This is a genomic window from Paenibacillus oryzisoli (genome assembly GCF_050467285.1).
In the GTDB taxonomy this organism is placed as follows: domain Bacteria; phylum Bacillota; class Bacilli; order Paenibacillales; family NBRC-103111; genus Paenibacillus_E; species Paenibacillus_E oryzisoli_A.
Map to the genome: position 1 here is coordinate 372,175 of NZ_JBCMUN010000009.1, position 18,438 is coordinate 390,612.

At 54.3% G+C, this 18,438-nt stretch carries 16 protein-coding genes; 1 reads left to right on the forward strand and 15 read right to left on the reverse strand.

Features of this window, described 5'->3' with window-relative positions:
- Window positions 1-86: 86 nt before the first annotated feature.
- Complete coding sequence (locus ABE504_RS16995) at window positions 87-2,126, reverse strand: beta-galactosidase (protein WP_430090862.1); 2,040 nt, start codon at window positions 2,124-2,126, stop codon at window positions 87-89.
- A gap of 123 nt (window positions 2,127-2,249) precedes the next feature.
- On the opposite strand from ABE504_RS16995, the gene ABE504_RS17000 reads away from it, so the two are divergent.
- Window positions 2,250-3,077 carry a helix-turn-helix domain-containing protein gene (locus ABE504_RS17000; protein ID WP_430090864.1) on the forward strand — a complete coding sequence of 276 codons (828 nt, stop codon included), beginning with the start codon at window positions 2,250-2,252 and terminating at the stop codon, window positions 3,075-3,077.
- Window positions 3,078-3,330: 253 nt separating this feature from the next.
- Here ABE504_RS17000 and ABE504_RS17005 read toward each other — a convergent pair whose 3' ends face one another.
- From ABE504_RS17005 to ABE504_RS17070, 14 genes are all read right to left on the reverse strand, one after another.
- Window positions 3,331-4,263: a YbjN domain-containing protein gene (locus tag ABE504_RS17005; RefSeq protein ID WP_430090865.1), complete on the reverse strand. Its 933-nt coding sequence runs from the start codon at window positions 4,261-4,263 to the stop codon at window positions 3,331-3,333.
- 35 nt (window positions 4,264-4,298) lie between these two features.
- Window positions 4,299-7,340, reverse strand: a complete 3,042-nt coding sequence (locus ABE504_RS17010; RefSeq protein ID WP_430090867.1) for a hypothetical protein — start codon at window positions 7,338-7,340, stop codon at window positions 4,299-4,301.
- A 139-nt stretch (window positions 7,341-7,479) separates the two neighbouring features.
- Window positions 7,480-8,085 (reverse strand): nitroreductase family protein, encoded by a 606-nt coding sequence (locus tag ABE504_RS17015; protein ID WP_430090868.1) that lies wholly within the window; start codon window positions 8,083-8,085, stop codon window positions 7,480-7,482.
- Between the two features lie 37 nt (window positions 8,086-8,122).
- Window positions 8,123-9,163 (reverse strand): ABC transporter substrate-binding protein, encoded by a 1,041-nt coding sequence (locus ABE504_RS17020; protein ID WP_430090869.1) that lies wholly within the window; start codon window positions 9,161-9,163, stop codon window positions 8,123-8,125.
- A gap of 36 nt (window positions 9,164-9,199) precedes the next feature.
- The gene (locus ABE504_RS17025) at window positions 9,200-9,538 is read right to left on the reverse strand and encodes a 4Fe-4S dicluster domain-containing protein (protein WP_430090870.1); all 339 of its coding nucleotides are present in this window, start codon (window positions 9,536-9,538) and stop codon (window positions 9,200-9,202) included.
- Window positions 9,535-11,139, reverse strand: coding sequence for an FAD-dependent oxidoreductase (locus ABE504_RS17030; RefSeq protein ID WP_430090872.1), 1,605 nt, complete (start codon window positions 11,137-11,139; stop codon window positions 9,535-9,537). Before ABE504_RS17030 ends, ABE504_RS17025 begins: the two co-directional genes overlap by 4 nt.
- Before the next feature lie 617 nt (window positions 11,140-11,756).
- The gene (locus ABE504_RS17035; protein ID WP_430090874.1) at window positions 11,757-12,101 is read right to left on the reverse strand and encodes a 4Fe-4S binding protein; all 345 of its coding nucleotides are present in this window, start codon (window positions 12,099-12,101) and stop codon (window positions 11,757-11,759) included.
- Window positions 12,098-13,696, reverse strand: coding sequence for an FAD-dependent oxidoreductase (locus tag ABE504_RS17040; RefSeq protein ID WP_430090876.1), 1,599 nt, complete (start codon window positions 13,694-13,696; stop codon window positions 12,098-12,100). Before ABE504_RS17040 ends, ABE504_RS17035 begins: the two co-directional genes overlap by 4 nt.
- 31 nt (window positions 13,697-13,727) lie before the next feature.
- Window positions 13,728-14,588, reverse strand: coding sequence for an ABC transporter permease (locus ABE504_RS17045; RefSeq protein ID WP_430090878.1), 861 nt, complete (start codon window positions 14,586-14,588; stop codon window positions 13,728-13,730).
- Between the two features lie 39 nt (window positions 14,589-14,627).
- Window positions 14,628-15,476: an ABC transporter permease gene (locus ABE504_RS17050; RefSeq protein ID WP_430090879.1), complete on the reverse strand. Its 849-nt coding sequence runs from the start codon at window positions 15,474-15,476 to the stop codon at window positions 14,628-14,630.
- Window positions 15,477-15,500: 24 nt separating this feature from the next.
- Window positions 15,501-16,277: an ABC transporter ATP-binding protein gene (locus ABE504_RS17055; RefSeq protein WP_430090881.1), complete on the reverse strand. Its 777-nt coding sequence runs from the start codon at window positions 16,275-16,277 to the stop codon at window positions 15,501-15,503.
- 210 nt (window positions 16,278-16,487) lie between these two features.
- Window positions 16,488-16,661 carry a hypothetical protein gene (locus tag ABE504_RS17060; RefSeq protein ID WP_430090883.1) on the reverse strand — a complete coding sequence of 58 codons (174 nt, stop codon included), beginning with the start codon at window positions 16,659-16,661 and terminating at the stop codon, window positions 16,488-16,490.
- Between the two features lie 166 nt (window positions 16,662-16,827).
- A complete protein-coding gene (locus ABE504_RS17065; RefSeq protein ID WP_430090885.1) occupies window positions 16,828-17,463 on the reverse strand; it encodes an FMN-dependent NADH-azoreductase in 636 nt (211 codons plus the stop codon).
- A 190-nt stretch (window positions 17,464-17,653) separates the two neighbouring features.
- Entirely contained in the window at window positions 17,654-18,433 is a 780-nt protein-coding gene (locus ABE504_RS17070) for a polysaccharide deacetylase family protein (RefSeq protein WP_430090887.1), read from the reverse strand.
- Window positions 18,434-18,438 lie beyond the last annotated feature (5 nt).

Sequence of the window (18,438 nt, forward strand, 5' to 3'; positions counted from 1 at the left end):
GGTTAAATAAAAAATTCTCCCGCGGCTGACAACGCCAAATCTCACGGGAGAATTTTATTAACCCCATTAATTAATGCCATTAACTATCAAGAAAGGCGTTCCTTCTTCATGATAATCACGCCTTTTGGCGCAAGCTTTACTTCCCCTTCCAACCGCTCGTCTGTCAACAAATCCGTTCCCGCAAGGGCATCCAGAGCAACCGCCGCTTCGTGATTATTGTGGTTCAACAAGAAGATGAATGCCTCCCCGTCTGCCGCATGACGTACCGTCACTTCTACCCCTTCAACAGGCGAAACAGGCGCCGTAATCCCTTTCTCCCGACACAACTCTCCTAGTAGTTCCTGCAAAAACGCCGGCTCCGGACTGGAGGCGACATACCAGGCTTGTCCTGATCCGAAGCGGTTGACCGTCAAGGCCGGCATCCCTTGATAGAAGTCACTGCCATAGACTGCCTTCACTTCCGCCCCTTCGGCATGAAGCAAATCGCATAAGAGTCCGCATTCGTATGACCCTTGCAACCCACCGAACGGCTGCGTAAGCTGAATCTGATTGCTTTGATCCGGGAATAAAGCATCAATCTCTTCAACCCAAATGCCGAGCAGCTTGCGGAGCTTGCCTGGGTAACCGCCAAGCGTGACCAAATCGTTCTCGTCGACAATCCCGCTAAAGAACGTTGTCAGGAACGTTCCCCCGTTTTGAACAAACGCTTCCACTTTCTCAGCAAAGCCTTCTTTCACCATATACATCACAGGTGCGATGACGATGTCATATCCGCTTACATCGTGATCCGGTGCGATCAGATCGGCCGCAATGCCTTGCTGGAATAAAGCATCATAATACTTGTGCACTTCATTCACATATTTCAGAGCAACGGTCGGTCCGCTGGAAAGCTCAATCGCCCACCAATTTTCCCAATCGAACACAATGGCGGCACGTGCAGCTACCCTCGTATCGAGAAGGAGATCGGACAACTTCTCGAGCTCCCGTCCCACTTGTGCGCACTCCCGAAATACTCGCGTATGCTCATGTCCGACATGCTCGATGACCGCGCCATGATACTTCTCACAGGCGCCGATCGAGCGCCGCAATTGGAAGAACATCACAGTATCCGCGCCGCGGGCGACAGCTTGATAGCTCCACAGCCGCATAACGCCGGGGCGTTTTAACGAGTTGTATTTTTGCCAGTTTTGTTGGCTTGGGGTCTGCTCCATCAGCATGAACGGCTGACCGGCTTTCAGCCCTCTCATCAGATCGTGGCACATGGCTGTCAGGCTAGTCGGCGTGTCCAATGCAGGATAATTGTCCCAGGAGATGACATCGAGATAAGGTGCCCATTTGAAATAGTTAAGCGGCTTATAGAGCCCCATCATGTTCGTCGTAACCGGCAAATACGGCGTGTGGCGCTTAAGTGCGTTGTACTCCAGCTTATAGCAGTCGAGCAGACTGTCCGACATAAAACGGCGGTAATCCAGCGAAATGCCTTGGAAAAAGGTGCGATTCTCCCCAGGTTCTTCCGAAAGCGCGTTCGGCGGCACGATCTCTTCCCAATCGTAGAACGTATGTCCCCAAAATTTCGTATTCCACACCCGGTTGACTTCGTCCAGCGTAGCATAGCGCGCCTGAAGCCATGTCCGGAACGCAGCCGCACAGTTATCGCAGTAGCAATAGCCGCCATATTCGTTGGACACGTGCCAGATCAAAACCGCCGGGTGATCCTTGTAGCGCTCGGCTAAACGATCCGCGATGCGTTCGGCGTACTTCCGGTACGTCGGGCTATTCGGGCAAGAATTGTGACGGGCGCCGAACTTCCGCTTGCGGCCTTCAAAGTCTACGCGCAGCACATCGGGATATTTTCTAGCCATCCAAGCTGGATGTGCCCCCGTACTCGTCGCCAAACAGACGTAGGTACCGTTCGCGTGGAGCTTTTCGATAACGTCATCCAGCCATTCAAACTGATACGTATCTTCATCCGGCTGCGACAGCGCCCAGGAGAAAACGTTGATAGTCGCGACATCAATGCCGGCAAGCTTGAACATGCGCAGATCTTCCTCCATGACGGCGGAATCCCATTGCTCCGGATTGTAGTCGCCTCCGTACCAGATTTTGGGCAGTTTCGTATGAATCATCGTTCGATACACCTCGTTAGTTAGATTTCTATAAGAATAAATCCATTATAGAAAATCCGCGAGTATGTTAATATATAAGATAAATTCATCACGATATAAAAAAATGGAACAGGACGATTGTTGATGCAGCATACAAGATTCATATTTTCGCCGTCGCTCGCCCAGCCCTATCCGTTATTCCTCGAAAGCATCGGTCATCATGAAGATCAAGAACAGCGAGTTCGGCCGGAAGGCTATCCGTACTATCACTGGCTGCACACGTTCTCCGGCGAAGGCGAAATCGAACTCGGCGGCAGCCGCTTCCGCTTACCGCGCGGCACCGGCGTCCTGCTGCTGCCCGGCGTCGCCCACACATATGCCGCGGTGACCGAGCCGTGGTGCACGCAATATGTCACATTTGGCGGCAACTGCGCGCAGCCCATCCTCAGCACGCTCGACATGCAAGAGTCAGCGATGTACAACTGGGAAGACGAAAGTCCGCTGTATCATGCGGTCAACCGCCTGCTCGCACCGCTGATAGAAGAACGGGCCGGATATACGGAGTATGATCGCTCGGCGGATCTTTTTCACTTTTTAATTGCTATTAAAAAGTACGCCCAGCGCAACAACCGCACCTCCGTCAGCCATCACATGCTGCAGCTTCAGCCGCTGATAGATTGGCTGGAGGAGCGTTACGCCAATCCGGATACGGGTATCCGCGAGATGGCCGCTATGCTGCAAGTGACTCCACGCCACTTGAACACCCTGTTTCAGCATGCGTTCGGTTTGTCGCCATATGCCTACCTCATCATGCTGCGGTTACGGAAAGCCAAGGAACTACTTCTGAGCGACAGAGAGCAGCCGATCCGACTTGTCGCCGGACGCGTCGGGTTTCGCGATCTCAGCCATTTCACCGCGAGCTTTCGCAAGCGTGTCGGCTTGACACCGGATCGATTTCGACAGATTCATTAGTTGGTCGGATTGGGCATCAAGCCTGCAATAAAGCAGGCTTTTCCCTCTCTCCCTTCCGGATACGACAAATGCCTGCAATAAAACAGGCATTTTGGGTAAGTCCCCCTCTTTTGGAGTGAGTTTGCCCAAAAAACTGCTTTAACGCAGGCATTTTGCGAAAATCGCTATTATGATGAAAAATTCCTGCCTTTTCGCAGGAATCATCCTTTTCCCTTCAGCCTATTCCCCTCAATGTCAGCTGCGACGTCCGAGATTACGCCTCTCCCAGCCGCTCCGCCAATTCCTGAAAATAATAATCCATCATCGCCACGTTCGTCGCAAACAATCGCTGGAACAAGGCCGGTGTCAACGCTGCCTGCTCCACATCAAGGCTCGTGCGATAACGCAGTTCCCCGTCGGACGGATCCAGCTCGAAGTTGCCGACAACAAGATCGTAATTCTCCTCGTTTAGATACACAGCCAGCTCCGCCTTTTGCGCTTCCGGTACGCTGACAGGATAAACGGAATACACGAGGCACAGCTGCTGCGCCTCATCCGTACGGACAAGAACGGCCCAGCTGCCGTTTCTCCCGCTGTACATGCAGCGGCCAATATCGTCATCCACCCAGTCAAAATCAAGATCCACTTGCGCCATAAACGACTCCACCGTTTCATGGAGGGACGGCTTAGCTGCAAAGGGCAGCACCTGCTCCCCCGACGCCCACTGCGTGCGGTAGCCTTTTTTCAACGTACCGCCGGCCAGTTCTGCCGGCACCTCAAGCTGCTGAAGCACCTCGGTGATCAGCCAGCATTCACTGCACCGGAGCCGCTGCCCCGAGGGACTGTCCTCCAGCAGCGCCTGCAGCACATGCTCGGCCTCCGTACCGCAGCGCAGTGCGGTTGCCAGCATCGTGTGCCGTAGCACCACCCGGAGCTCCACATCACGCCCGGCCTCCAGCGCCGCTTCCTGATCCTGCTGTTGCGAAGAAGCGTGCAGCCCCATCCACGCGTCCCTCACGATATCTTGATAAACGTCCCAGCTAACCCTCAGCCTGAGACGGCACACAGTCTCATCGCCGGCAGCGGAGAGCGCAACCTGGGTCAACTCGGACTCCAGATTCGCTCCGGTTAAGGTTAGGAAAGCAATCGGGTGTTCCAATTCGAGCCTCGATTGCTCAGGCCCTCCTCCTGTTTGTGCATCTGCCATCCCATTCGGCCTCCCGTTCTTATTGTCAGTTCACGCTATGGCGTCGTCGTCGGAGCCGGCCGAACCTGGCCGCCGCCTGCAAAACCGAGGCCTTCATACTTCATCGTCTTCCCTTTGGCAAACTCCAGCTTGCCGAGACGCTTTGCTTTCTCAACCGCCACTTTCACGATTTCTGCATCAACTTCCAGCGATTTTACTTGGCTGGCATCAATCGAAATCTCCCAATTACCCGGCTGATCCCAGCCTTCATATTCCTTCTTGAAGGCTACACCCAGCTTCAACGCATTAGAGAGGCCGATTTTATTCACTACTTCAATCTCCGAAGCGCTGTCGTCTTGTCCTGGCAGCCAGGAACGCATTGTGTCATTCACCGTCTCGTCGCCTTGAATTTTCTCGGCAAAGCTAGTACCAATATCGTCAAAATAGTTGCCGGTGAACAGTGCGTCGCTGCCCGCATCCAGCACCGTTCCCGTCGCGCGCTTGCCTTTGTCCGCTTCAACCTCGCTGCTGAACGCTTTCTTGAGCAGCGCCGTCAAGTTTTTGCCGCCGCCGATGGCGGCTGTCACGATTTTGGACACATAATTCGTGAAATCGCCGCCTTCTTCCCCGAATTGGGAAGGAATCGTCGCAGAAAGCTCGAGGCCCAGTTCTTTCAATATCCATTCACCTGCGTCATTCCGGGTCTTCGTGATCGACCCTTCCAGACCGAATGCGACTTTGTCCTTGCCGAAGCCAATCTCGATTTCGGTGCCCGCTTCGACCGTCGTATTCAGCTCGCCTTTGCCAATGGCGCTCTTCCCGTTTGCCAGCCGTTCGGTTGCAGTCAGCATACGAGTCCCGGTTGCATCTTTGCCTTTTTTCTCAATAATTTCCCTATTGTACTTGCTAAGCCGCTTGAACGCCACTTCCGCCGAGAATTCGGCGACGCCGACGTTCGCTTCCATCGCCAGCTTGGCGAGGCCGCCGACGTTGATTTCCGATTCGTCCACCAAATGCTGCTCTTCGACCATCATCGCCCATTTCTCGGCCTCGACAAGCTTCGAATCGCCCGATCGGCCGCCGCTGCCCCAGAAGTGGCCCGCCGCCGCCGAACTGATCGTCGCCATTTCCCGATACAGACCGTACGACATTAAATTCATGACACTATCCGTATCTTTTCCTTTTCCTTCCAAAAACAACCCAAACCGAGCATTCGCATCAAATCCGAACGTTGTAAACCCAGCGCCGAAAGTAAGCTGCGAATTGACCGTTAAGTCTTCGACCTCGCGCTCCGCTTCGCCGCCAAAGCCGAATAAGAAATACGCATGGCCGCCGCCAGCCGCAGAAGCAACCGGAATTTTCAGTTCAAACTCCAGCGAGGAAGAATCCCCTGGATTCGGCGTAGAAAGATCGATCAGCTTACCGATTTTGGCAAAACCGCTGTTGAGATCCGGCGCTTCGACGGACTTCTTAATGACCGCTTTGGCCATTTTCTTCGTTTTGTCATCATTCTGAATATCGGCGATGACCTGACGCGTCTTGGCGGGATCCGCACTTGTAGCGGCAGTCGTTCCGACCGCCTTCGTCCCTTTCGTCACTTTTCTGGCTTCCAGGACGGCAAGATCCTTCTTCTCCTTGAGCAGCTTCTCGGCCTGGGCCGTGGCGGCTTTCACGCTGGCCGCACGAATTTGCTCCCGTGTAGAGCCGGATTTTCTCGCGACCTCGTAAGCTGCGCTTTTCCCAATGTTCGTGAGCGCTGTGATCGTATCATTCTTCGGCGTCAGCGCCTCAATGATCGTATCCGCCTCAGCCGCCATGACATCGTCAACAAGCTGCTTGGAATCTTTATAAGCGATCGCTTTCGTCGCCATCTTCATATATTCAGCTTTCATCGGAGCATTCATCGCAGCGGTAAATGCTGGGCTCGGAGCTGACGTACCGCCTGATCCACCACCGGAAGTTGACGCATTCTGCGACCGTGTAATCTCCGCATCAATCTGCTGATTTACTTTCTCACGCGCAGCTTTCTTGAGATCGTCGCGGAACTTATTCAATTCCTTGCTCCGTCTGAACTCACCGCGTCCCACCCCAAGCTTGAGCAGCACCGCCTGCTTCATCGGTTGATGCAGCGCTGTTCGGTAAATATTTTCCATATCGTAAACGTTACGATCGTTGCCCGTTGCATCCTTCTCCGTTTTCACCACGGTTTTGTCAACCAACTCGTTCTCGAGGCCGATACGCTTCGTTAACTCATCGGTCCCGGTCGTGCTCACATCGATGCGATCAAAGCCCCCGCCGCCGCCGGAAGCTGTCGATGCAAACTTGGTTGCGATCGCCGTTTTCGAAGTGGCCAGCGCGTTTGCGATCAAGATTTTGGAGCGCGTAGCTAGCAACTTCTCCGCGTCCTTCGCTGCTTTCGTCTTCTGCTTGGCGAATGCGGCCTCGTTCAAGCTCGGCGTGACCAAATCATAAGCTTTATTCGCTTCGGCTGTCAGATCCCTCTTTTTCTCATCGGCAAACTGGCTAACCGTCACTTCCCCTGCATAGGAAGTCAACTTCGCCTGCATAATGCCCTCTGAGCCTTCCTTGGCGAATTTCATCGCATCCGCGCGCTGCTCCGCAGTACCGGTGGCTCCCATACTCGCCTCGATTTCAGCGATGACCTTGTCTTTAACACCTTGCCGGATCGTTGCAGCTTTGGAGTCCGATGTAAGGTATGTTTTCAGAGCCGCTTCGAGCTTTGTCCGAATATCGGCAAAAGACGTATTCACGAGCGGCGTCACCTTCGTATCGCGCTCAGCATCCATGCTTTCCTTGCGCTGCTCCGCCGGCGTTTTCACAGGCGCGCTTCCTTGCTGAGGAGAAGCTGTCGACGAGGAGCCGCCCGCCCGCTGAATAACCGGCGAGCCAGTGCCCATCCGCTGGATCATATGTTGGACAGCCCGATTGCCCATTGTCCTTTGCATTTGCATAATTCGAGCGGAAGACATTTGGCGCGCATCGAGCGTGCCTGTTGTCGCCGTTTCGGTCGTGCTTGTCTGCAATACGGGCGGTGCCTGGCCTTTCGTACTCCGCTGCGCGGATGCGTGTTCACTCACAAATAAGCCCCCTACTGGCTTCAGCAACCAACGATTCTAAGTTTTTCCGTTACGTTCATTGTAGCATTAGACCTAGGACGCGTATACAAAAAACCGCTAAAATTGTCGATTAATTTTAGCGGTTTAGATCCGAATCTATTTAATTAAATAGGCTTTCGCTTAGCGGGCGGCGACCGTTCGGCAGCTCGCGTTCCCGCAAGCTTTCAGGGAGCGTGTCGCACGAACCGCGATACCCAAGCGCGATGACGGCGTGCAGCTCGTATTCGTCAGGAATATTCAACACTTCGCGTGCTTTGTCGCGTTCATAGCCGCCGACCGCACGTGTCGCCAGTCCTAACAAATGAGCCTGAAATGCGATGGATGCCCAGGCTGCACCCGTATCGAAGGCATGCGCCCCGTTCTGTTCGCCATCCTGTCGAAGCTTATGCGACAGCAGCAGAAGAAGCACTGGCGCATGATCCGTCCATTGACGGTTGTTCGGTTTGATAAACCTTTGGAACTGCTCCTTCTCCGCTTCCGTCTTTGCTACGACAAAGCGCCAAGGCTGCAAATTGCTCGAAGACGGCGCCCAACGCGCGGCCTCCAGAATCGTGTTCAGCGTCTCCGGCGATACCTCTTTGTCCGCAAATGCGCGGGACGACCAGCGGTTTAGAAAAATCGGATGTACGGGATATTCCGCATTACGGTGCTCTTGTACTTCTTGAAGCAAGTCTTCATTCAATCGTCCATTTTGTGCCGTTGTCATTGAAAAGCGTCCTTTCTCACCGCGGATCAGCCTCGCGTTATTTTAAAATCCATTGGTTCAGGTCAAAATCTTTCTCCGCAAGCTTCTCATCCACCAAAAATTGCTTCGTTCCTTCCAACAGTTTCACGCCGTCGTCCGTAAAATTCACGTCTTTAATAGTGGAAATCGGAGACACTTTCTTGTTAAGCTCAGGAGTAAATCCATTTAATTGCGATAAAAATTGATAGTATTCATCCGGCTTGGATACCAAATCCTTATAGGCTTTAAGTCTTGCTTCGTTCCACACCTTCTGGAATCCCGGGAATTTCTTCAAGTAATCCTCCGACACCACTGTAATACTCGTTCCGATGAGATTCGGATGCTTCGTGGCATCGTCAATCAGAGGATAGCCCTGCTCGATTTGTTTGAGTGCAAAAATCGCGCTGTTCGTCATGGCATCGACCTCGCCACGGGATAAGGCCGCTTCACCGTCCGCGCGAAGCATATGGATAAATTTCACATCCGGCACATTTTGCTCTTTCACGAGCCCTGCAATATAGCGGTGCATAAAGGAGCCTTTTTGAATGGCAACGGTCTTGCCTTTCAGATCGGCTATGGACGTTGGGCCGCCTTTTTTGCCGATTAAGTAGCCGATGCTTTCCGTTGCACCTTGCGTAATCGCCCGCGTCTTCGCGCCCGTGGAGCGCGCCAGCAGCGCCGGGGTATCCCCCAGACTGCCGAGATCAAGCCTGCCGCTGATCAGCGATTCGCTCTGATCCGGACCATTCGGGAACGCCGTGAGCTTCACTTCCGTAATGCCGTATTTCTTCAACTCCTCTTGAATAATGCCTTTATAAAAACCCCAGCCTTCCGCCCCGCCTGGAAAATTCAGCTTGTTCGTGCCGATATAGCCGTAATTGAGCACGCTCGGCGGTTTATTGGCGGCTGCTGCCGTTTCCTCGGCTTTCCCTGCTGCTGGCTGCGAGCTTGCCGATCCATTGCCGCAAGCAGAAGCAAAGGCTGTCAGCAAGCCCATAAGTACGACTAATTGTACGGTACGGAATCGTCCGCTGCCGGATTTACGTTTGCTCCAAATCATAATGAAAGTATGCTCCTCTCCTTGTCCAGCGACAGCTTATGAGCCAACCGCAGATCTCTTTGCCAATTCGTACATATAGGGATGCTCGGCCACAGGCCTGCGCCCGCGTCCCCAGCCGACCTTCTCGCGATAACCGCCAATCAGCCCTTGTTCGTCCAACAGTTCTTCCTGAATCACCGTCGGCTTCTCGGCATCCGGTGCTACATACAGCGCATCCGCCGGGCAATACAATTCGCACATAAAGCAAGTCTGGCAATCGCTTTGTCTCGCAATAACGGGGATGCCATCCTCTCCTTTATCGAATACGTTCGTCGGGCAGACGGACACGCATAAGTTGCACTCCACACATTTCGCAGCGCTGACCAGCTCAATCATAAAGTAACGACCTCCTTGTTAACCTCTTGTTGTCGTGTCCAGATCTGATCCAGACCTCCGGTGATCAATCGATAATGCTGCGACGCATCCAATTGCGGGAAATCGTCGCGTTTATGCATGCCCCGCGTCTCCGTCCGCTCAAGCGCGGTATTGTACATCCATCTTGCCGTTGCCGCCATGGCCATCGCTTCCCGGTGGCGAACCCCTTCAATATCGCGGGTTGTCACGCGATCACGCAAATCCGACCAGAGGTGATCAAGCCTGGTTAAAGAATCATTGAGCCCCTCCTGCGTCCGGAACAAATTGCGGTCATACGGCTGTACCTCCGCCTGAACCGCGCGAGTCGCTTGGAGTGAGCGGGCTGTCGAAGCACTTGCATCCGCACCCGCAAAAGCTGTTGTCGACACGCGGTTCAACTCGCGGCTCGCTTGTTTTTCGCCAAGCGTCTTGGCGTACTGGGCCGCCCCTTCTCCGGCAAACGAGCCGGACGACATCGCCCAGGCGGCATTGTGGCTGCCGCCGCCGGTGAAGCCGCCGCAGATCAGCTCGCGCGTTGCAGCGTCACCCGCTGCGTACAAGCCTGGCACTGCGGTCGCGCAATGCTCGTCGACGATGCGAATGCCGCCCGTACCCCGGACCGTACCTTCCAGCCGCAGCGTAACCGGGAATTTGTCTTTGAATGGGTTGATGCCCAACCGGTCAAATGGCAGGAAGAAATTCGTCTGGTTCACACGCAGCAGTGGCTGAATATCGTTCGGCGCTTGATCCAGCGAAGCGTACACCTGCCGGCCTTGCTGCAAATTCCGCGCGATGATAGAGCGTCCGCGCTGCGAGCCTGCGCCCTCGACAATCGTACCGTCCTCGTAGTAGAAAGACGCGTACCGATAATACGCCGTTTTGGTAACTGAGGAGAACGTCGGGCAGATCGCATAGGCATTCGAAAATTCCATGCCGGAGAAATCCGCGCCGGCTTCCGCCGCCAACAAGTACCCGTCGCCGGTCAATACGTTCGTGCCCAGCGCTTTGCTGAGGAACGCGCAGCCGCCGGTTGCAATGACGACGGCTCCTGCCTTCACTGTCCAGGTTTGGCCGGTTTGCGTCCGCACGCCAGTCGCACCGCCGACACCGTGCTCATCGGCAAGCAGCTCAAGCACCGGGCTGTGGTCCAGAATTTGAACGCCGGCCTTTTGCACAAGCTTGCGCATCAGCTTCATATACTCAGGTCCCTGGAGGCCCCGCTTGTAAGGCTCGCCGAGATCGTCCTTCGGAAACGGATAGCCCCACGCGCCAAGCTTGTTCATGTTCTCGTACGTCCGGTCCAGCACACGGTTCATCCAACGGGTTTCGGCCAGCTGTCCGCCAAGCTGAAACCGGCTTAATCTCGCTTCTTCCCTCAGCTTCTCATCCGGCTTGATATACCAGACGCCAGTGCCTGATGGAGCCGTAGCCCCGCTTGTTCCGCAATAGCCCTTATCCGCCAAGATCACCTTGGCCCCTTGCGCTGCAGCCGTTAAAGCCGCCCAAGTGCCGGCCGGTCCCCCGCCAATCACCAGGACGTCAGCCGTCAATCGCAGTTCACTGTCTTCCCATACTTTTGCCATCTCCCATAACCTCCCTCGAATTGGTACAACAAAAAGAGGCATCCCTGTCGTCAGGAATGCCTCCGTGTGTACGGTTGGCTTCACTTGCTTATGCCTTATTCTCTTTTCCGTTAATACCTAGGTGTTTAATCGGAATATACGCATCATATCGCTAATTTTCTATAACGTCAATAGACAAATTCAATAATGACTCCAGAAACAGCCCCTGCGAGTGGTCACGCGCGTAAATTCCATACGTTTGTGGTGTCCTGCAATGGCATGGTTGGCTGCTTAGGCAGTGATCGAAGAGTTTGAGCTAATTCCTGCATAAAGGCAGGCTTTCATCACAAGAATAGCCTTTCTCTCAAAATGCCTGCGAATAGGCAGTTTTTTAACTGAAACTCGCCCCAAAAGAGGGGCATCGCCATAAATGCCTGCTTTCTCGCAGGAATTTCATCGAAACTGGAAGGGAAAGAGGGAAATTCCTGCTTTTTTGCAGGCTTGATGCCTGCTCCTTCCGATCCTAATGCCTCCAGCTTCCTCTTCGTCTATAGGCGCGCTTGTTCAACCAACTTTCCAGCCATGGGGTCACGTTTCTTCGTTCCTCCCGGTACTGAAGTTGTTCCAAAAACTTCAATTCATGACCCGCGCTTCGGTAAAATCCGGTCAATAAACGGCGTCGTATCCAGCTCCGCCAGTGTTGTACGCCCCTTGCCCCAGCCGATGATCTCCCGCCAGCTGCCTAACACGCCGCCGTCCGCCAGCTCCTTCTCAGATGGCGGCGCCTCCAGCGGATCGGCAAACGGCGCAACATACAGCGCGTCTACTGGGCAGTAGACCTCGCAAATATAGCACGTTTGGCAATCGTCCTGACGGGCGATCACCGGGATGCCGTCCGCGCCCTTATCGAACACGTTCGTCGGGCATACCCGGACGCACTGATTGCAAGATACGCAGCGCTCTGCGCTTACCACTTCGATCATCGTACAGTCACCTCCTGGCGCGGAAGCGCCTCTGGCCGGACTTGAATATGGTCGAAGCCAGAGACCGTCAGCCGATGCTGCTGCAGCGGATCCGTTTCCGGATACTCCAGGAAACGGTGAAGCCCGCGCGACTCCTTGCGCGCCAGCGCGGCGGCGTACATCCAGCGTGCCGTCGCGAGCATCGCGGCCGCTTCTCTGGCCCGCACCCGCCCCTGCACCGTGGGCGGAGCTGCGGCGCCCTGGATGCCGCTCCACAGCGCATCCAGGCGCGCCAGCGACTCCCGCAGCACAGGCTCGCTGCGGAAATAATTGATGTCCAGCGGAAACACCTCCCGCTGGACCGCCTCAACCAAGGCGGCTGCGTCCAGTGCAGCCGCCGCTGACGCCATGCCCGCGACGCCATAGCGCCCCGCGGGCTGCGGGTTGCGCCCGGCCGCGCTGCGCCCCAGCGCCAGCGCATGCTTCGCCGCTCCGGCGCCCGCCCACGTGCCGGAGCAGATCGCCCAGGAGGCGTTGAACGCGCCTCCGCCCGACTTCGCCCCCGTGACACGTTCACGGGTGGCCGCATCGCCGGCGGCATAAAGGCCCGGCACCGAGGACGCGCAGCTGTCGTCGGTGAGGCGGATGCCGCCTGTGCCCCGGACGGTTCCCTCGTAGCGCAGCGTCAACGGGAACCGTTCCTTGAACGGATTGATGCCAGCTCGATCCAAGGGCAAGAAGAAAATCGCATGCGATTTTCGCAGGATTTGCTGCTTTTCTTCCGTATCCGCATGGTTCAAAACCGCATACACCGGCCCCTTGCTGAGCATATTCGGCAGAAAATCGCCGGCGCGCGGGCCGCCGCCTTGCAGCACCGTGCCGTCCTCAGCCGTATACGTGGCCCAATTCAGCAAGCGGCCTCTCGTCACGGTACCGAATGCCGCGCTTGGCGCGTACTGGCGCGTGAACTCCATGCCGGACAGCTCGGCGCCAAGTTCGGCCGCCATGAGATAGCCGTCGCCGGTCAGCACATTGCAGCCGAGCCCTTTGCTCAGAAAAGCGCAGCCGCCCGTCGCCAGGACGACGGCATTCGCCTGCACTTCCCAATCCTCGCCGGTCAGCCGGTTAATCCCCCGCGCGCCGCCAACGCCGTGTTCATCGCCCAGCAGCTCAAGCGCCGGCGACTGATCGAGGATCGTAACCCCAGCACGGCTGACTTGGCGGCGCATGATTTTCATGTATTCCGGCCCTTGCAAATGATCGCGCAGCGGCACGCCATTCTCGTCCCGCCGGAACGGATAGCCCCAGCTTTCGACCAGCAGCAAGCTTTCGTAGACCTGATCCAGCACGCGATGGATCCAGGCCGGCTCCGCCAAATAGCCGCTCTCTTGATAGCGCTGCTGCACCGCTTTTTCCCGCAGCTCGGGGTCCGGCGGCAAATAGAGCAGGTTGGTGCCCCCAGGAGCGGTTGCGCCGCTGGAGCCTAAATAGCCTTTATCGGCCAGGATCACCTTGGCTCCTTGCTGTGCGGCGCTCCACGCCGCCCACGCCCCGGCGGGACCGCCTCCGATGACGAGTACATCTGCTTTCACCTTTTTCACACGATTCTCACTCATCTTCACGTATCCCCCTCATCTTGGATGTCCACTACCCTTGATAGCTGTCTCGCCAGCTCAGCCACGATTTCTCCAGCCACCGCACAAAGGAATCAATCGCTTTTCCAATCACGGCGAATAAAATAACCCCTACAAAAATAAGCTCGGCGTTTGAATTTTGTTTGCCGTAATTAATCAGAAAGCCAATGCCCTGTTGAGAGCCAATCAGCTCTGCAACGACCAGGCCCAGCCAGGAAATCGCGACAGAGAGCCGCAAACCCAGCAGAACGCTCGGAAGCGAAGCAGGTAAAATGAGCCGGAAAATCTGCTTCGTTTTGCTGAAGCTCAGCACCTGCGCAACTTCAAACAGCTTCTGATCGACGCCGCGAATCCCCAAAAACGTGTATAAGTACATCGGAAAGAAAGAACCCGTCGCGATAATGCAGATTTTCGACGCTTCGCCGAATCCGAGCCACAAAATAATGAGCGGCGCAATCGCCAGATGCGGAATCATCCGCAGCATTTGAAACGAAGGATCGAGCAGCGATTCCAGCTTCTGGATAAAACCGACAAAAAAGCCGAAGACCAGCCCGATCGAACCGCCGATCAGAAACCCGATGAACGCTCGCTTCAGCGAAACAGCCAAATTCGTGGTCAGCTCACCGGAAGCCAGCAGCGACTGAAATTGCTCGAGGATGCGCAGCGGTGTCGGCAGAAATCCCGTTGAAATCCAGCCTAAATCGCCCGCAGCTTGCCAAACGATCAGTATAAAAGCCGGCAAAATTGCGCCGACGGCTGCATCGTTTGCTTTTTCTTTTAAACGTCGCAAACGATAGACGCTTTTCCCCTCCGACGCCTCGGACGAACGAAGCGCGGGAGCGGTTTGTTGAATAACTTTTGCTGAATTGCTCATGGTAGATGCCTCCTTTGTCTCCGAATTGCGTTCATGTTACTACCCCTTGAAACTGTCCTTCCAACGCAGCCATCTCCGTTCGAGATACCGCACAGCACTATCGGCCACAATGCCGAACAGAGCGAAGATGAAAATGCCGACAAATACGATCGGCGTTTTCGAAAACTGCCGCGCATCGGACATCATATAGCCGATCCCCGAGGTAGCTCCCATCAGCTCCGCTACGACAAGGCCCAGCCACGATACACCCAGCGAGATGCGAACGCCGAGCAAAATATTCGGCAGCGCCGCGGGAATCGTAAGCCGAGTCGCCTGCTTCCAGCGGCTGAAGCCAAGCACTTTGGCGACATCGAACAGCTTGTTGTCCACACCGCGAATGCCAAGAAAGGTATTAATGTACAGCGGAAAAAAAGCGCCCTTGGCAATCAGTAAAATTTTCGCCGTCTCTCCAATCCCGAACCACAGAATAAAGAGCGGAGCAATGGCCAAATGCGGAACCATCCGCAGCATCTGAACGGTCGGGTCAAGCGCTCGTTCCGTTTGCCGGAACAGGCCGACCAGTGCGCCAAAAGCCAGTCCGAGCGCGCCTCCCAGCGCGAACCCAATCAAGGCGCGCACAATGCTGATCTTCATGTGTCCCCATAGCTCGCCGGTCTCCACCAAGCGAATGCCCGCTTGCACAATCCTGGAAGGCGTCGGAAATAACAGCGATGAAATAACGCCTTGATCCCCGAGGATCTGCCAAGCGGCAAGGGCGACAGCCGGTACCAAAGCGCCGAGTCCAATTCGCTGGATACGCTGGCGAACGATACTGCTGCTGCCGCTCCAACGCGGCCGATTAGCCAGCACGGTTTCTGACCCGACCGGCTTAATTTGCGGAGTAATCATCGTATACGTCCCCTCTCTGTTCGTTTAAATGCCTGAACTGTCCACCAATTCAAGCTCCTCGATTTTCTCGAATTCGTTAAGTACCTTAAGCCGCAACTCTTGAAAAGAGGTCGTTGATTTCTTCCGCGGGAACGGCAGATCGATCGGTACGATATTACGGATCGCGCCGGGCCGAGGCCTGAGAATGACAACCCGGTTGCCGAGATAAATCGCCTCATCAATATCATGCGTGACGAAAATCATCGTCGTTTTATTTTTCTGCCAAATGTCGATCAGCACTTCCTGCATATGCGTGCGGGTAAAAGCGTCAAGCGCGCCGAAAGGCTCGTCAAGCAGCAGTACCTTCGGACTGCGAAGCAGCGCCCTGGCAATGGCCACCCGTTGGGCCATACCGCCCGACAGCTCGCGCGGATAAGCCTTCTGGAAACCTTCCAGACGCACGAGCGCAATCAGCTCGTCGACTTTCCGGCGCACATCGGCCTGTTTGAGCGATAAATCCGCCGCGATGTTTTTCTCAACCGTCAGCCAGGGAAACAAGCGCGGCTCTTGAAAAATAAAACCTTTGTCAATACCCGGCGCTTTAATCGGTTCGCCGCCAAGCTGAACCACACCCGTGTACTGAGCATCCAGTCCGGCGATAATTTTTAACAGGGTGCTTTTGCCGCATCCGCTGGGGCCAATGACTGTAATGAACTCTCCTTCTTTCACATTCAGCTGAACATCGTGTAGTGCCTGCACAGCACCTTTACTTGACGTAAACGTCTTGTTTAATTGCTGGATCGTAAGCAGCACTTCAGTCAAATAACTCAACTCCTTCTTGTAATAAAAAAAGAGACACTCTTCTCAGATTGAGAAAAAGTGTCTCCGTTGAAACGGTGGTCACCCAAGATTCAATTGCGTTCGGTTTGAACTTATGCATAGCGTACCATCCCACGTTGCTGCCGTCAACAAAAAAATCATATAATCCGATGTGTTTTATCGGAATACACGATTTTCGATGTGTTTTATATATTACACCCGGCGAGTATCAAGCCCTTCATAAGGATTGCCGCATACAAATTTCCGCCACTCTTCCTTCTTGCTCAGCTCTTTCAGCGGCTCGGCATGTGTATTTGCCGCGCCCCCCTTCTCGAATACGAGACTTCCGGAACCATCGTAAAACCAAGGTCGATCCTGCTCGGACATGGATTCACCTCCAATAAGGTTTTGAATGCCGATGTTCCTATTCTTCTGACTTATCATGTAAGCGCATCCAACTTAAGCTTAGCGAAATCGCAATGAAAATGCAAGGTACCGTCCCCCGGAAAAACAGAAAAAAGAGCTGTGAATCACAGCTCTTCCCTTTTTTATTTTAGAAGCGTGCCGCCGCTTCCTTCGCTTTCACGATCGCATTCGCTTTAATCGTTTCCGCTTCACCAGGTGCAGCCGCCATGCCTTCAACGAAGATGCCTTCGAAGCTAGGAACGCCGGTGAATTGCATAATTTTCGCCAGATAGCTGTGGCCGTTTTCGAAGCCTGCAGCCGGGCCTTCCGAGTAAACGCCGCCGGACGCTTGGATGTGCAGCGCTTTTTTGTCGTTCAGCAAGCCGACAGGGCCTTGCTCTGTGTATTTGAATGTTTTGCCTACCGCGCAAATCGCATCGATGTAAGCTTTCAGCACTGGCGGGAAGGAGAAGTTCCACATTGGAGAGACGTACACGTATTTGTCAGCCGCGACATATTGGTCAACAATTTGCGCAAGACGGGCAATCTTTGCTTGCTCATCGGCTGTCAGCGTGTCAAACGCGGCGCCGGAGCGCAGTTTGTTCCAACCGTTAAGCACATCGCCGTCGATTTGCGGTACGTTTTCTTTGAACAGATCAAGATGAATAATTTCGTCGCCAGGGTTAGCTTGGCGATAAGCGTCAATGAACTCTTTGCCAACAGCCATGCTGAAGGAAGCTTGGTGGTCGTTCGGATTTGCCGTAATATAAAGAACAGTTGCCATGATCTCACTCTCTCATTCTGTAATATTATTTGTTACATTTCTCATTATAACTTATTTAAAATAAGTTGCAAGCAAAAGTTTATTTGATTGTAAAAACATATATACTAATAAATTTGTAAATTCCATCTTACAAAATTAAAACCGCCGGGCCTCTTCGCCAGACGGTCGTCTTATAACCAGACATATTCCCTTACATCTCTATGTTCTGTGAGCGGTGCTGCACGTACTCGGCCTGCTTCGCTTCCAAACGAATTTTGTCATCCACACGCAGGAAAACAAGCTCCTTCCGCTTGCACTCCGCCAAAAATTCCTCCAACGCTTCCAGCATATAGCGCGGCGCAAACCGATTGGCGCCCAGCGTTTGACCGCTGTCGTGCAGCACGATGATATCGTTATGCTTGAGCCCCGCAAGCAGCTTGCGCTTGATGCGTTCTTTTCCGCCGCTGCAGCGCCAGTCTTTCACCATCAGCGTCCATAGCACAAATTGATATTTGCGCGCAAGCAGGAAGTCAAACACATTAATCACGCCCCATGGCGGCCTGTAATGAATCGGTTTACTGCCGGTAATCCCGACAATGACATTTTCCGTATCCTGCAGCTGCTTCCTGACTTTTTTCGGTGTCAGCAGTGCATTCGACCAATGACGATAATTATGAATACCGATTAAATGCCCCTCGTCCTGCATGCGTTTAATTAATTCCGGGTGCTGCTCCGCTTTCGACCCGAGCACGAAGAATGCAGCTTGGATCCGGTATTTGCGCAGCAAATCCAGCAGCTGCGGTGTATATGCCGGATCTGGCCCGTCATCAAACGTTAGCGCGATGCCCATCGAGCGGTTACTTTTATAGAATGACTTTCCCCCGAATACACGGACAATGACCGTCGGGATGAATGAATAGCCGCACAAACCGATCAAGATCCAGATCGATACGGTTTTGACATGATGAAAACTGAGCAGGGTGAACTCCATAGCGG

What these genes read in the sequence shown, in the direction of transcription:
- ABE504_RS17035 (WP_430090874.1), bottom strand. Translation starts at nt 12,101, where the DNA reads ATGATCGAAGTGGTAAGCGCAGAGCGCTGCGTATCTTGCAATCAGTGC.
- ABE504_RS17000 (WP_430090864.1), top strand. Translation starts at nt 2,250, where the DNA reads ATGCAGCATACAAGATTCATATTTTCGCCGTCGCTCGCCCAGCCCTAT.
- ABE504_RS17060 (WP_430090883.1), bottom strand. Translation starts at nt 16,661, where the DNA reads ATGTCCGAGCAGGATCGACCTTGGTTTTACGATGGTTCCGGAAGTCTC.
- ABE504_RS17065 (WP_430090885.1), bottom strand. Translation starts at nt 17,463, where the DNA reads ATGGCAACTGTTCTTTATATTACGGCAAATCCGAACGACCACCAAGCT.
- ABE504_RS17070 (WP_430090887.1), bottom strand. Translation starts at nt 18,433, where the DNA reads ATGGAGTTCACCCTGCTCAGTTTTCATCATGTCAAAACCGTATCGATC.
- ABE504_RS17030 (WP_430090872.1), bottom strand. Translation starts at nt 11,139, where the DNA reads ATGGCAAAAGTATGGGAAGACAGTGAACTGCGATTGACGGCTGACGTC.
- ABE504_RS17040 (WP_430090876.1), bottom strand. Translation starts at nt 13,696, where the DNA reads ATGAGTGAGAATCGTGTGAAAAAGGTGAAAGCAGATGTACTCGTCATC.
- ABE504_RS17015 (WP_430090868.1), bottom strand. Translation starts at nt 8,085, where the DNA reads ATGACAACGGCACAAAATGGACGATTGAATGAAGACTTGCTTCAAGAA.
- ABE504_RS17025 (WP_430090870.1), bottom strand. Translation starts at nt 9,538, where the DNA reads ATGATTGAGCTGGTCAGCGCTGCGAAATGTGTGGAGTGCAACTTATGC.
- ABE504_RS17020 (WP_430090869.1), bottom strand. Translation starts at nt 9,163, where the DNA reads ATGATTTGGAGCAAACGTAAATCCGGCAGCGGACGATTCCGTACCGTA.
- ABE504_RS16995 (WP_430090862.1), bottom strand. Translation starts at nt 2,126, where the DNA reads ATGATTCATACGAAACTGCCCAAAATCTGGTACGGAGGCGACTACAAT.
- ABE504_RS17050 (WP_430090879.1), bottom strand. Translation starts at nt 15,476, where the DNA reads ATGATTACTCCGCAAATTAAGCCGGTCGGGTCAGAAACCGTGCTGGCT.
- ABE504_RS17005 (WP_430090865.1), bottom strand. Translation starts at nt 4,263, where the DNA reads ATGGCAGATGCACAAACAGGAGGAGGGCCTGAGCAATCGAGGCTCGAA.
- ABE504_RS17045 (WP_430090878.1), bottom strand. Translation starts at nt 14,588, where the DNA reads ATGAGCAATTCAGCAAAAGTTATTCAACAAACCGCTCCCGCGCTTCGT.